This window comes from Glycomyces sp. NRRL B-16210 (assembly GCF_000719515.1).
GTDB lineage: Bacteria > Actinomycetota > Actinomycetes > Mycobacteriales > Micromonosporaceae > Glycomyces.
Window position 1 is genome coordinate 297972 of the sequence record NZ_JOGR01000007.1, and the last position, 13166, is coordinate 311137.

The window sequence follows — 13166 nt, forward strand, 5'->3', positions numbered from 1 at the left end:
GCGCCCTTTCGCGGCCTCCCCGGCGAAATCGTTCGCGCATGTCGGACCCCGGGTGCATGATCATTCCCTGAGCCGGAAAAACCCGGCATCAAGGTGATGCCATTCTGGCGTCCCTATGACATCATGAAGAGGGTCCCGCGAACGCACTCTAAGGAGGACCACGTGTCGCATCACGATCCGAACGGCAACGCCATAGAAATCGAAGGCCTCACCAAACGCTTCGGCGACCTCGTGGCCGTCGACGACGTGGACCTCACCGCCCGCACCGGCACCGTCCTCGGCCTCCTCGGCCCCAACGGCGCCGGCAAGACCACCGTCGTCCGCATGCTCGCCACCCTCTCCGAACCCACCGCCGGCACCGCCCGCGTCGGCGGCTACGACATCGTCCGCCACGCCCCCCAGGTCCGATCCCTCATCGGCCTCACCGGCCAGTTCGCCGGCATCGACGAACTGCTCACCGGAGAAGAGAACCTCCGCTTCATCGGCCGCCTCCTCGGCATGCCCACCAAGGACGCCCGCGCCCGAGCGAACGAACTGCTCGCCCAGTTCAACCTCTCCGACGCCGCCGACAAACCCGCCAAGGCCTACTCCGGCGGCATGCGCCGCCGCCTCGACCTCGCCGCCAGCCTCGTCGGACGCCCCCGCATCCTCTTCCTCGACGAACCCACCACCGGACTCGACCCGCGCGCCCGCGGCGAACTCTGGGGACTCGTCCGCGACCTCGTCGCCGACGGCACCACCGTCCTCCTCACCACCCAGTACCTCGAAGAAGCCGACCAGCTCGCCCACGAGATCGTCGTCATCGACCGTGGCAAGGTCATCGCCACCGGCACCCCCACCCAGCTCAAAGCCAAGATCGGCGGCCAGACCCTCCGCATCCAACCCGAAGACCACGACCGGCTCGACGACCTCCGCGACCTCGTCGCCCAGCGCCACCCCGGCCTCGAACCCATGGTCGAGGCCGGAGCGATCACCATCGGCGTCAACGACGACAACGTCATGCCCGCCCTCGCCGCCGACCTGCGCGACCGCGGCATCGCCCTCACCGAATTCCACCTCGGACTCTCCAGCCTCGACGAGGTCTTCCTGACCCTCACCGGGCGCCGCACCGAGACCGACGAACCCGAGAACGCCACCGAGGAGCCCGCGACATGACCGCCGCGACGATCGAAGCGCCCGCCGCCGGCCGACCCGGCCCCGGCGAGACCGTCCGCCAGACCCTCTCCATGGCCTGGCGCCAGATGGTCCGCATCAAGCACAACCCGTTCGAACTTGTCGACCTCTCGCTGAGCCCGATCATGTTCCTGCTGCTGTTCGTCTACGTCTTCGGCGGGCAGATGGCCGGATCCACCTCCGAATACCTCCAGTACGTGCTCGGCGGCCTCATCGCCCAGAACGCCATCTTCCTGACCATGTACACCGGCACCGGCATCAACGCAGACCTGCGCAAAGGCGTCTACGACCGGTTCCGGTCCCTGCCGATCGCCCGATCGGCGCCCCTCGCCGGGAAGATCTTCGCCGACCTGTTCAAGCAGGTCTGGTCGATCGCGATCATGCTCGGACTCGGCCTGCTCATGGGCTTCGAGCTGCGGAACGTGGCCGGGGCGCTGCTGGCGACGGTGGTGGTCGTGGTGTTCGCGCTGGCGATCTCGTGGGTCTCGGTGCTGATGGGCGTGCTGGCCGACTCCGAGGAGAAGGTCCAGATCTACGCCTTCGTGGTGATCATGCCGCTGACGTTCACCTCCAGCGCGTTCGTCAACGTGAACACGATGCCGGGCGTGCTGCGCCACTGGGCGAACGTGAACCCGGTGACGCACCTGGCGGACGCGATGCGGGGATTGCTGTCGGCGGGCCCGATCGCCCAGCCGCTGATGTGGACGGCCGTGTGGGCCGCTGCGATCCTGGTGGTGACGGCGCCGCTGGCGATGCACGCGTACCGGAAGAAGATGGTCTAGGGGCGCTGGCGACTTCAGGCTTCGCTTGATCGGTGTTAAGGCGGGCAGCGACGAAGAGGTCTTCTTCGGATGGGGCCCGCCTCTGGCTTTCCACTTTGATTCGGTCGGAGTCAGAGCGGGCAGCGACGAAGAGGTCTAGTTAGGCCCTGGGCGGATGGCGTCGCTCGGGTTCGCCTTGGGCTGCAACGTATCCGGTGGCGCTCATCGATGATCCTCAATGGAACATTCACCCCTTTGAGTGATGACATCCCCACCCCCACATGTCACTATTGACTTACGAACAACAAAGCGAAATTCAACAGAGCATTCGAGAACGGAGGTGAACCCGATGAGCACCACCACTGAGAACCTGACTCAGTCCGACCGCCGCACCCAAGCCCAGGCCATCCGCTCCGCTCTCGATGAAGCCGCCTCCCTGATCAATGCCCAGCACGCCCGGGTCCTCGCCTCGATGATCGAGATGAAGGAGTCCGGGCTCCACCGCTCCGAGTTCGGCTTCTCCGCTCTCAGGGACCTGTTGCTCTCGCAGTTCGACTTCACTTTCAACACGGCCGGTTCGATCGCGGCCATCGCCCGCCGTTCCGGCACGTTCCGGCTTCTGGCGCAGGCGGCCACGACGGGGAAGGCCCGGATCGATCAGGTCGCCTATGCCGTCCGCCAGCTCGACCGCACCCCTGCGATGCGCCTGTTCGTCCGCACTCCCTTCAGGACTCCTGTTCCCTCGCCCTTCGATGACTCGGTCGAATGCGCCACTCCTGAAGCGCTGATCGCCGAGCACTGCGCCCATGCCTCCTTCACCGACCTCCGGCGACACCTCGATGAACTCGCCGCCGACCTGGCCGAGGAATCGGAGCTGCTTGAAGGCCTGGGCGAGCACTCCTTGCAGTGGATCGAACTGGCCGCGCAGAGCAACGGCCTGTGGTCGCTCACCGGAGAGCTCTCGGAGGAGACCGGGCGTCTGCTCGACAAGTACCTGAAGACCGCCTGCCCTCCTCCTCGCCAGGACGAGACGGACACCGACGGGGCGCTCCCCGCCCAGGCGAACCGCAATGCCGAGGCGATGCACCAACTGCTGGCCGGATACGGCACTTCCCCCGAAGCGGTCACCCGCCACGGCCACACCGCCACCCTCGACCTCGTAGTGGACATCGAGACCTTGCAGGGCAAGGACACCGGACGCCTGCCCCTCCTCGAAGGCGACCCCATCTCAGTCGCCAGGGCCCGCCTCCTCGCCTGCGAAGCCGGAGTCATCCCCTCAGTCTTCAACTACAAGAGCGGCGAAGCGATCGAACTCGGCAGGGCCCTCCGACTCCCCAACACGGCCCTCCGCCGCAAACTGGAACTCGAACAGCCCGAAGGCTGCGCTTGGCAGGGCTGCGACCGACCTGTCGCTTGGACCGAGGCGCACCACATCACCCATTGGGCCGATGGCGGGCCTACGGTCGCTGAGAACCTGATCCTCCTTTGCCGGTTCCACCACGGCCGCATCCACACCAGTGGGTGGTCCGTTGAGAAGACCGGTCCCGGGCAGGCGCTCATCACCCACCACGATCATGAATCCTCTGCCGAGGCCAGAGGCGAGTGCGGGTGCTCCGATTGGCGCACTGACGCTGACATGGACGCCGAGAACCGGGGCAGCGACTGGGATGTCTTTCCCACCGGGCTCTACCGGTCGGAGTGGGCCGAGAACATGAAGCTTGAATTGGATGCCAGGGCCGAAGCGGTAGAGCAGGCCAGGTGCCTGGAGCAGATCCGGGCGGCCAGGGCCAAATGCCGAGAGAAGTTCAGCAAGCCTGAGGTACCTGTCGAGCCTGCCATTGATGCGGTGAAGGTCTCCGAACCTGTTAGGGTCGCAACCGAACTGGGCGACCCACCATTTTTAGGAGGCCCGTTCCGGTGGCAGCTGGGGCGGGGGAGGAATGGCAATAAGAGCCTTCCAGCCTGAATCCCAAGGGGTTCGGGCCCACCGTCATGCCCAGGGCCGGTTCAGGGGTCCGCGCCATCCATGCGGAGGGCCCGAGACCCAGATGCCGCCGGTCAGCCGATGAACCCGCCTCGCTCTGACTACTTCCGTTCTCGTCGCTGCCGCAGTAACCGCGACCAGCGCCGACCAGAAGGCCGCACTCCCGCCCTGCGATAAGCGAGCCCCGTTGTCGCTGCTCGCTTTGGACCGTGGCCATTGAGAAACAGGGAAGCACGACGACCGCCCTGCTTCGCGCCTACCTCGTTGTCGCTGCCCGGTTGAACCGCGATCATCTGCGGACCGGGAAGTCCCATGACCGCCCTGCCACTTGCCCACCTCGTTGTCGCTGCCTGTTTGAACTGTGACCATCCACGGGTCGGACAGCCCGATGATCACTCTGTTTTCTACCTTGCTCGCAGTCGTCGCCTGCTTGAACTATGTATCGATCGACCGATGTTGCCGTCAGGCAGCCGCCACGGTGAATCTTCTGTTGTGGTGCTTCGGGTTTTCCAGCTCGTCGAGGATCGCCACTGCCAGATCCTCGACCGAGATCGCCGATCGTCCTTCTCTGTCCACCAGCAGGTCATCGGTTCCCGAGCGGTACTGCCCTGTGCGAGTACCGGGTTTCAAAACCGCCGGTGGGCTGAGGTAGGTCCAGTCCGCTTCCTTCTCCTCTATGCAGCGGTGGTGTTGGGCCGCGCTGGCTTTCGCTACCGTTCGCCATTCTTCGGCTATGTAGCGCGGGTCTTCCAGGACCATGACGCCACTGTCCGGGACTCGCAGTGTGGCCGCGCCTCCTACGATCAGCAGCCGGACGCCGCTGGCCGCAACGCCTTTGAGCAGGGCGTCGGTGGCTTCGACCTGTTCCTGTTCTCGCCCGTTCGGGGCGCGGATCGCGCTCACTGCCGCGTCGTGTCCCTGGGACAGGGCTGCCACTTGCGATGTGTCCGAGGCGTCGCCGATCGTTGCTCGGGCTCCCTCGGGGACACGGTGGTTGGGACCTCGGACTACGGCGGTCACCTGGTGTCCGCGGCTCAGGGCCTCTGCGGTGGTGCGGGAGCCGACGCTTCCGGCCGCTCCGAAGACGATGATGCGCATGGGTTTCCTTCGGGCTTCAGGCATGGGCGAGTTCGGATTGCTTCGGGGCGGTCGGGATCTGCGGCTTGGGGCGATTCTGGAGTTGGGCCGTGACCGTCGCGCCGAGGGCGACTGCGAAGCCCGCGGTCTGCCAGAGCGTGAAGGTCTCGCCGAGGACGATCCAGCCGACCGTCGCCGCCGTGAGCGGGGAGAGCAGGCCCAGGAAGCTCAACGGGACCACCGAGAGCCGGCCGATGCCGCGGAACCACAGCCAGTAGCCCAGCGCCGTGTTCACCAGGCCCAGGTAGACGTAGCCGAGGAGGTTCCCGGTGGTGAAGGCGGGCAATGCGCCTTCGACCGCGAACGCGAGGGGGATGAGCAGGAGTCCGCCCGCGGTGAGCTGCCAGCCCGCCAATGCGGCCGGGCCCGCGCCGTCCGGCATGCCCCAGCGCTTGGTCAGGACCACCGCGATCGCCATCGAGACCGCGCCGCCGATGCCCGCCAGGGCCCCTACGGGGTCGAGCCGCGCCTCGGCGGAGAGGACCACCATCGCCACGCCCGCGACCCCGGTCAGTCCCAGGAGCCAGGTCCGCAGCCGCACCTTCTGGTGCAGGATCAGCAGCGTCGCCCCGGCCGTCGCGAGGGGCCCGACGGCGGCGGCCACGGCCGCGACGCCTCCGGGCAGGCGGTAGGTCGCGATGAACAGGAGCGCGAAGAACGCGGCGATGTTCAAGGTCCCGATCACCGCCGACTTCCACCACCACGACCCCCTCGGGAGCCTTCGTGACAGGAGTATCAGCAGGAGGCCCGCCGGGAGCGCCCGGAGCATGGCGGTGAGGAACGGCCGGTCCGCCGGGAGGAACTCGGTGGTCACGATGTAGGTGGTGCCCCACATGACCGGGGCGAGCGCGGTCAGGAGGAGGTCCTTGGTACTGCGGTTCATGACGACTCCTAGAAGTATCTTGTATAGAAGTAGCTTATACTCAAGATACTTTTTGTCAAGATACTTCGGCTTGAGCTGTATCACCACGAGCCGCGTCCCGCGGGAAAGGCGGTTGGCACAATGTCACCCATGGACGAAGACGCCGTGGACCGGATCATCGCGCAGTGGCACCGCGAGCTGCCCGATCTCGAACTCGACTCGATGGCGCTCTTCGGGCGCCTCCACCGCGTCTCCCGGAAACTCGGCGCCCGCCTGCACCGCCTGCGCTCCCAGCAGGGCCTGGGCCGCAACGAATTCGACGTGCTCGCCTCGATCCGCCGCTCAGGCCCGCCGTTCATCCTCTCGCCCAAGGAGATCAGCGCGACCCTCATGCTCAGCTCCGGCGGCCTCACCGGCCGGCTCGACAAGCTCGAAGCCGCCGGCTACATCGAACGCCTCCCCGACCCGGCCGACCGGCGGGGCCTCAAGGTCCGCATGACCGACCTCGGCCGCGAGGTCATCGAGACCGCCGTGCGCACCGGCCTCGACGTCCAGGAGGAGGCCCTGGACGTGCTCAGCGAGGACGAACGGCGCCAGCTCGGCGAGCTGCTGCGCAAACTCCACCGCGGCTTCGAGGACGAGCCCTTCGACTGACCCTCAGTTCTGGGTCATGTCGATGTTGTAGTCGATGATGTCGTAGATGATCACCGGCGGCGGCGGACCCTGCACGGCCGGCTCGCCCGACGCCTCCGGCGCGGGCTCGGGCGGGGGAGGGGCCAGCTCCCGCCAGCGCCCCAGGGCCTCCCGCATCGTCTCGGGACCGAAGGGATTGTGCGCGGCCGCCTCCTCCTCGGTGAGGAACCCCTGCGCGACCTCGCCGCACAGCCGCGCCACCTCGGCGAGGTCCCTCGCCTGGCCGCGCGCCCACCAGTAGTCGGCCGGCTCGCCGTGCCCGGGGACGACCACCTTCGGTTTCCAGCCGAGGAGGTACTCCACGGCCTGGGGCCACTCGAGCGGGAACGCCGCGCTGTAGGAGGGCGGCGCGCCGTTCTCCAGCAGGTCCCCGGCGAACAGCACCCCGGCGTCGGGCACCTCGATGACCATGTCGTTGTCGCTGTGGGCCAGGCCGACCTGGCGCAGGACCACGGTGCGCCCGCCGAGGTTCAACCCGACCGCGCCGCTGACGCGGCAGTTCGGCGGGATGAGCCGCGACCGCGCGATGCTCCGGGCCTCGTCCTCGCGGTTCTCACGCCGGTACTGGGCGACGCGGCGCTGGCGCTGCTCGTCGCCGAAGCTGATGTAGTGGGCGCCGTCGGCCACGGCCCAGATGGCGGACTCGCCGAAGGCGGAGGTCCCGAACCAGTGGTCGAAGTGGTCGTGCGTGTAGGCGACCTGCCAGGGCAGGTCGGTCAGCTCGCGGATCGCCGTGGCGAACGCGAAGCCCGCGTCGGCGCTGATCCCGGTGTCGACGACCAGGCAGCAGTCGTCGCCGACGACCAGTCCCAGCGACTGGTCCAGCTCCTCGAGGCGGCGCACCCACACTCTGTCGGCGACTTCGATCCAGCGGTCACTCATGTCGGCAATGGTATGCGGCCTGCGCGAAGGCCCCTCGCCACGGACGCCGGTGACGCATCGTGAGCGATTTCGGTCGCTCTCGGAGGGCCCGCGTCGGAACGTGGTCGCGACACGACCTATGTTCAGGTCCGACGATGCCGCGCCGAGCCCAGACACGAGCGCGAGCCGCCGAGCGGCTCCGGTCGCACGCCCCTTCCAGGACGCGGATAGATCATGAAATGCCCTATTTTATGTGATTTTGGCTCGTGTACATTTCGGGATGCAACGCACCTCGATCGCGAACGAAGGAGTCCTCTCCCATGCACGTCAGTCGCCGCCGCCTGCTCTACGGATCGGCGGGCATCGCCGCCACCACCCTGGCCGGGTGCGGTTTGGGCGAGGGGTCGGAAGAACTCACCGGCTTCACCGGCATCGCCATGCCCACCACGACCTCCGACCGCTGGGTCTCCGAGGGCGCGGAACTCGAGGACCGCCTGAAGGGCTTCGGCTACAAGACGATCCTGGCCTACGGCGAGGACGACGTCGAGCAGCAGACCGAGCAGATCCAGTCGATGGTCGACGAGGGAGTGGAGTTCCTCATCGTCGGCGCCATCGACAACACGAGTCTCGGCCCGGTCCTGGCGAACGCCAAGAACGCGGGGATCACGGTCATCGCCTACGACCGGCTGATCCTGGAGACCCCCGACGTCGACTACTACGCCTCCTTCGACAACTACGAGGTCGGCGTGCTCCAGGCCCGGCACATCATCGACCGGCTCGGCCTCGAGGAGCGCTCCGGCCCGTTCAACGTCGAACTGTTCTCGGGCGCCTTGGACGACAACAACTCCCAGTACTTCTTCATGGGCGGCCTCGACACCTTGGAGAGCTACCTCTACTCCGGCGCGGTCGCGGTCCCGTCCGGTCAGACCGAGCAGGTGCCGACCGCGACCGCGCGGTGGGACCGCGAGGTCGCGCGCGAGCGCATGGCCGAGCTGCTGGACGAGCACTACGGCGAGCGGCGGCTCCACGCGGTGCTCTCGCCGTACGACGGCATCAGCCGCGGCGTGGTCGAGGCGCTGGCGGACGCCGGTTACGAACCGGGATCGGACGACTTCCCGGTGGTGACCGGTCAGGACGCCGAACCCCTGTCGCTCAAGGCGATCCAGGAGGGCACGGGCCAGTCCGAGACGGTCTTCAAGGACACGCGCCAGCTCGCGGAGGTCGCGGCGAACATGGTGAAGTCGATCGTCGACGGCGGCACGCCGGACGTGAACGACTTGGGCAGCTACGACAACGGCTTCAAGTTCGTCCCCGCCTACCTGCTCCCGCCGATCGACGTGACCGTGGAGAACTACGTCGAGGAGGTCGTCGACTCCGGATACGTCTCCCAGGGGACGATCGACGACGCTCCCGAGGACGACTGAAGTCGGGTCCAACAGCGACGGCCGGGCATTTGCCCGGCCGTTTCGCATTTCGGAACACGCTCCGTCACCTCATGGGCCACAAGCGTGTTCACCTGCTACGTTACATAATTGTTATGCGACCCTTCTTCGCATTGGAACGTGTCATGTTTGGTACGGTGCCGGAGCCGATCAGAATTCCTCGCCACTGATCGCCGGCATCCAATCCCCCCAAACCATCGTTAATCTACTTAGGAGAGTTATGAACCGTACCCTCAAGCGGGTGCTGGGTCTGACCGCAAGTGTCGCCATCGGCCTCGTCGGAGCGGTCACCTTCGCCTCCGCAGCCCAAGCCCACCACACTGAGGCCACCCCTACGACCAGGTGCCTCGACGACGGCGGCTGGGAGGTGACATGGTCGGTCACCGACTGGGAGTGGAAGAACTACCCCCACTTCAATATCAAGGAGGCCGGTGAGATCACCGGTGTCACCCCGAGCGTCGATGTGCCGCTCGTAGGCGGCATCGAGGTTGGCAAGAAGCTGCCCTACCCGGGCAGCAACGACACCCCGCTTACCTCCACGCAGACGTTCGACGCCTCCGTCGAATCGGCGACCCTGATCATCGACGCCAAGTGGAAGAACAAGTGGTCGGACAACGAGACCGGCAACAACAAGGGGCACCTGCAGACCGCGTACCCGCCGGCTGGCGGCTGCGAGAAGCCTGAGGAGCCGAAGCCTGAGCCGTACATCGAGGCCTGGAGCGACTGTGTCGCCCTGTACGTGTGGGTCGGCAACGGCAACCCGGACAAGCTCGCCACCTTCACGCTGACTCCGAGCTTCGGCGATGCTGTCGAGGAGACCCCGGAGGCCGACAGCAACGGCTACCAGGGCTACTTCGAAGCCCCAGAGGAAGGCGGCCTGACGGTCGAAGTCGCCATCGACGGCGAGCTGGTCGAGACCATCGAGTGGACCCCGGAGAACAACTGCAACTGGGGCACCTACGAGCAGACCTGTGAAGGCGTCCAGTTCAACCTGGCCATCCCCGCAGACGGTGTCGAGACCACCTTCACCTTCACCACGAGCGAGTCCGACGAGCCCATCGTCCACGTCCTCGCCCCCGGCGACGAGGTGCCCGTGTTCTTCGAAGGCGCCGTGGACCTGGTCGTCTACTACGTGATCGAGCAGGGCAAGGAGTCCTACCCCGGCCAGATCCCGTGGACCCCCGAGGACTGCGAGTCGCCTGCGCCGAGCGAGTCCGAGACCCCGTCCGCCACGCCGCAGCTGCCGACCACCGGTAGCTCGCTGACGATCATGGTCAGCTCGGCCGCCGCGCTGATCCTGGCCGCCGCGGTCATCTTCCTGCTCATGCGTCGCCGCCGCGCCGCGCAGGACTGGTAAGAACCCGCCCACGACCGCCGCTTTAGGCAGTCGGGACAAGAACGGGGGCCGCGCAATCGCGCGGCCCCCGTTTCGTGCGCTCAGAGCGTGAACGTCACGCTGTCCGAATCGGTCCCGGCGGGGTTCTCGATCGTCATCGTGACGGTGTACGTCGTGTCCTCTTTCCCCTTGAAGTTGCTGATGGAACAAGGGTCCATCTTGGCGATCTGATAGTTCACCCCCCCACCGCTGGCGTTGTTCTCGACGACGTACTCGCAGGTGATGTCACCACCGCCGTTCGTGTGAGCGACCACGATGTCCGCATTCAGACCGTCGATACCGCCCAATTCGACCGTGACCGTCGGGACCGCCACCGTGGTCGCCGAACCGGCCGCAGCCTCCGATTCACCCGCCTCGTTCACCGCGGTGACCGACACGTTCACCTCGGTGCCGTTTCCGAAGCCGTCCAGAACCACGCTGGTCCCGGTGACCTCCTGCGACCTTCCGTTCGCCGTCACGACGTACTTCTGGACGACCCTGCCGTTGGAGGCCGGCTGGTTCCATGACGCCCGAACGGTTCCCGCCTCGGTCGTGACCGTGGTGACGCTCAACCCGCCCGGCGCATCGGCTTTCGTGAACGGAACCACCGTGTCCGACTGCGGCGAGGGCTCGGCCGCTGCCGTGCCCGCGAGCGTTCGCACCGTGAAGACGTAATTGCTTCCGTACCCCAGTTCACCGGCGGCGAAGGTGTGGGAGTTCCCGCTGGCATCGGCGAGTGCCTGGCTGCCGCCATCGCTGTCCACCGATTCGATCCGATAGCCCGTGATCGCCGGACCGAAGGTCTCGGCCGCGGGCCACGACAGGTCCACGGTGCCGTCGGCGTTCGCCACCGCGGTCACCGAGGTCACCGCTTCCGGAAGGGACGCAGTGGGAACGATGGGGGAGGAGGCGACCGCCGGTCCCGAGCCGATCGCGTTGTGGGCGGTCACCGTGAACGAGTACTCGTCGCCGTTGGTCAGCCCTTCGATCTCCAGCACGCGCTGGCTCGGCGCGATCTCCCAGGTCCGGCCCGCACCTTCGATCACGTACTTGGACAGGTTGGACCCGTTGTTCGGTGCGGCGCTCCAGGACAGGTTGACGACGCCGTCGCCGCCGACTCCGGTCAGGTCGGTGACGCGGCCGGGCGCCTCGGGTTCGACCGGGGTGTCGCCGCCGAGGTCGCCCTCGTCCCTTCCCGATTCGTCGCCTTCGTCGCCTTCGTTGCCCGCTTCGGTGGGAGGCACGTTGCCGCCCAGGATGTCGTCGCGGTTCTTCTCGGCGATGCGCGCGTTGCCGTCCGAGGAGACCACGACCGCCTGGTTCGAGTTCACCGCGTTGGCGAACAGCGTGTTCCCGGTGTGGTACAACTCGATCGGGCCGTTGCCCGAGTCCAGTTCGATCTGGTCGAGCTCCTTCCCGTCGAGGTCGTAGACCCACACGATCCCCGCGGCCCCGTCCGGCACGTAGATGCGCTGGTGGAACTCGACCGAGGCGCCCAGCAGCGGCGAGGTGGCCGCGCCGATGGTGAAGCTCTTGGACTGGTCGTCGTTCACCGTCAGCACCGAGGGCGGGTCGGTCACCGTCACCGAGGCGATGGTGCCGGGGCTGGTGTCGGCGGTCTCCGCCGGGCCGGCCAGTTCGATGTCGGCGACCGAGCGGCGCCCGTCGGAGCGGATGGTCGTCATCTTCTTGGCCGTCGAGTTGAGCACGGCCACGCCGTCGCCGAGGACGGTGAGGGCGAGTTCCTGGCGCGGTTCGGCGACGACCTCGGTCGCGAGGGTCTGGGCGCCGGTGTCCTTCGGTTCGATCTGGACGATGGTGCCCTCGCGGGGCACGCCGATCCACAGTTTCCCGTCCGAGTCGAACGCGCCGCCGGTGAGTCCGGCGGGGAACTGGAGCGGCTCGCCGATGGCGGTGAGGGTGCTCGGGTGCACCTGGTTGACCAGGCCCTGGGTCTGGTCGATGATGAACGCGCCCTCGTCTGAGAGCGCGATGCGCACCCCTTCGCCCGGGGCGGTCTCGGCCGAACCGGTCAGCTCCAGGGTCGACAGGTCGATCGCGGAGACCTTCCCGGTGACGATCTCGCGCAGCAGCAGATGGGAATCGGTCTGCTCGATCTGCACCGCGTTCCCGGCCGCGTCGGTGAGTTCGAACCGCACGTCGGTGGCGGCCGTCAGTCCGTTGACGCGGGCGATCTCGCCGGCCTGGGTGGTCCACAGCCACAGGCTCGCGTCTTCGCCCTGGTTCTCGCGGCTGAACGCGCCCGTCCCCAGCAGCGTGGCGACCAGGGCGCCCACGAGCACCACGGGGAGTCCGACCGCGACCAGGAGGCCTTTGACGTTGAGTTGACGACTGTTACTCGCATTGCTTTGGGGCATAGGGGAGTCCTCGTTGCGCTCGGCGTCACGCGAGCGGCGATATGCGGGTTAGGGGTGTGATCGGCACGGGGTCACCGCATTGGAAGCGGTATGCCGACAATGATCAACATGGTAGCGGAGTCGATCCACTACCCCGCACTACGCGTTCACACCATTTGACACGAATCATCACTTCCCCTGGGGTGCACCCGCTCAGGCGACTCCGATCAGTCTGAGGACCGCGGTCGTGGCCGCGGCGGCGATGACGACTATGGCGAGCGGCGCCTTGCGCCAGGCGAGGACCCCGCCGACGAGGACGCCCGCCGGGAGCGCCCACCCGCCCCAGGCCCCGTCGACCAGGAGCGTCGAGGTCGCGGCCAGCGCGAGGAGCACGACGACCGCTCCGGCGCGGATCACCGCCTCGGCGCGCGGGGAGAGGGTGATCCGGTCGCGCAGGACGGCCCCTGAGAGGCGGATGAGGTAGGTCCCGGCGGCCAGGGCGAGGATCGCGGCGAGCATGG

The 13166-nt window shown here is 67.2% G+C and carries 11 protein-coding genes; 6 read left to right on the plus strand and 5 right to left on the minus strand.

The annotated features are described in order from the left end of the window. Positions 1 to 162: 162 nt before the first annotated feature. From IF12_RS0111880 to IF12_RS24110, 3 genes are all read left to right on the plus strand, one after another. Positions 163 to 1155, plus strand: a complete 993-nt coding sequence (locus tag IF12_RS0111880; RefSeq protein WP_030158337.1) for a daunorubicin resistance protein DrrA family ABC transporter ATP-binding protein — start codon at positions 163 to 165, stop codon at positions 1153 to 1155. After that, entirely contained in the window at positions 1152 to 1955 is an 804-nt protein-coding gene (locus IF12_RS0111885) for an ABC transporter permease (RefSeq protein ID WP_030158340.1), read from the plus strand. Before IF12_RS0111880 ends, IF12_RS0111885 begins: the two co-directional genes overlap by 4 nt. Before the next feature lie 328 nt (positions 1956 to 2283). After that, positions 2284 to 3900 (plus strand): HNH endonuclease signature motif containing protein, encoded by a 1617-nt coding sequence (locus IF12_RS24110; RefSeq protein WP_030158342.1) that lies wholly within the window; start codon positions 2284 to 2286, stop codon positions 3898 to 3900. Positions 3901 to 4380: 480 nt separating this feature from the next. Here IF12_RS24110 and IF12_RS0111895 read toward each other — a convergent pair whose 3' ends face one another. Together IF12_RS0111895 and IF12_RS0111900 are read right to left on the minus strand one after the other, a co-directional pair. Continuing rightward, on the minus strand, positions 4381 to 5016 hold the full coding sequence (locus IF12_RS0111895; RefSeq protein WP_030158344.1) for an NAD(P)-dependent oxidoreductase: 636 nt from the start codon (positions 5014 to 5016) through the stop codon (positions 4381 to 4383). A 16-nt stretch (positions 5017 to 5032) separates the two neighbouring features. Next, positions 5033 to 5938 carry an EamA family transporter gene (locus tag IF12_RS0111900; RefSeq protein ID WP_030158346.1) on the minus strand — a complete coding sequence of 302 codons (906 nt, stop codon included), beginning with the start codon at positions 5936 to 5938 and terminating at the stop codon, positions 5033 to 5035. A 129-nt stretch (positions 5939 to 6067) separates the two neighbouring features. On the opposite strand from IF12_RS0111900, the gene IF12_RS0111905 reads away from it, so the two are divergent. Beyond that, complete coding sequence (locus IF12_RS0111905) at positions 6068 to 6571, plus strand: MarR family winged helix-turn-helix transcriptional regulator (RefSeq protein ID WP_133884366.1); 504 nt, start codon at positions 6068 to 6070, stop codon at positions 6569 to 6571. Between the two features lie 3 nt (positions 6572 to 6574). On the opposite strand, the gene IF12_RS0111910 is transcribed toward IF12_RS0111905, so the two are convergent. Then, positions 6575 to 7492: an MBL fold metallo-hydrolase gene (locus IF12_RS0111910; RefSeq protein WP_081913514.1), complete on the minus strand. Its 918-nt coding sequence runs from the start codon at positions 7490 to 7492 to the stop codon at positions 6575 to 6577. Between the two features lie 299 nt (positions 7493 to 7791). On the opposite strand from IF12_RS0111910, the gene IF12_RS0111915 reads away from it, so the two are divergent. Together IF12_RS0111915 and IF12_RS0111920 are read left to right on the plus strand one after the other, a co-directional pair. Further along, the gene (locus IF12_RS0111915) at positions 7792 to 8895 is read left to right on the plus strand and encodes a sugar-binding protein (protein WP_030158352.1); all 1104 of its coding nucleotides are present in this window, start codon (positions 7792 to 7794) and stop codon (positions 8893 to 8895) included. A 238-nt stretch (positions 8896 to 9133) separates the two neighbouring features. Beyond that, positions 9134 to 10270 (plus strand): LPXTG cell wall anchor domain-containing protein, encoded by a 1137-nt coding sequence (locus tag IF12_RS0111920; protein ID WP_030158354.1) that lies wholly within the window; start codon positions 9134 to 9136, stop codon positions 10268 to 10270. An 80-nt stretch (positions 10271 to 10350) separates the two neighbouring features. On the opposite strand, the gene IF12_RS0111925 is transcribed toward IF12_RS0111920, so the two are convergent. Then, complete coding sequence (locus tag IF12_RS0111925; protein WP_133884365.1) at positions 10351 to 12666, minus strand: hypothetical protein; 2316 nt, start codon at positions 12664 to 12666, stop codon at positions 10351 to 10353. Between the two features lie 192 nt (positions 12667 to 12858). Next, positions 12859 to 13164, minus strand: coding sequence for an AzlD domain-containing protein (locus tag IF12_RS0111930; RefSeq protein ID WP_030158358.1), 306 nt, complete (start codon positions 13162 to 13164; stop codon positions 12859 to 12861). Between the last annotated feature and the right edge of the window lie 2 nt (positions 13165 to 13166).

Coding starts and splice junctions, on each gene's coding strand:
- IF12_RS0111915 (WP_030158352.1), top strand. CDS start 7,792: ATGCACGTCAGTCGCCGCCGCCTGCTCTACGGATCGGCGGGCATCGCC.
- IF12_RS0111930 (WP_030158358.1), bottom strand. CDS start 13,164: ATGCTCGCCGCGATCCTCGCCCTGGCCGCCGGGACCTACCTCATCCGC.
- IF12_RS24110 (WP_030158342.1), top strand. CDS start 2,284: ATGAGCACCACCACTGAGAACCTGACTCAGTCCGACCGCCGCACCCAA.
- IF12_RS0111885 (WP_030158340.1), top strand. CDS start 1,152: ATGACCGCCGCGACGATCGAAGCGCCCGCCGCCGGCCGACCCGGCCCC.
- IF12_RS0111920 (WP_030158354.1), top strand. CDS start 9,134: ATGAACCGTACCCTCAAGCGGGTGCTGGGTCTGACCGCAAGTGTCGCC.
- IF12_RS0111925 (WP_133884365.1), bottom strand. CDS start 12,666: ATGCCCCAAAGCAATGCGAGTAACAGTCGTCAACTCAACGTCAAAGGC.
- IF12_RS0111895 (WP_030158344.1), bottom strand. CDS start 5,016: ATGCGCATCATCGTCTTCGGAGCGGCCGGAAGCGTCGGCTCCCGCACC.
- IF12_RS0111910 (WP_081913514.1), bottom strand. CDS start 7,492: ATGAGTGACCGCTGGATCGAAGTCGCCGACAGAGTGTGGGTGCGCCGC.
- IF12_RS0111905 (WP_133884366.1), top strand. CDS start 6,068: ATGGACGAAGACGCCGTGGACCGGATCATCGCGCAGTGGCACCGCGAG.
- IF12_RS0111900 (WP_030158346.1), bottom strand. CDS start 5,938: ATGAACCGCAGTACCAAGGACCTCCTCCTGACCGCGCTCGCCCCGGTC.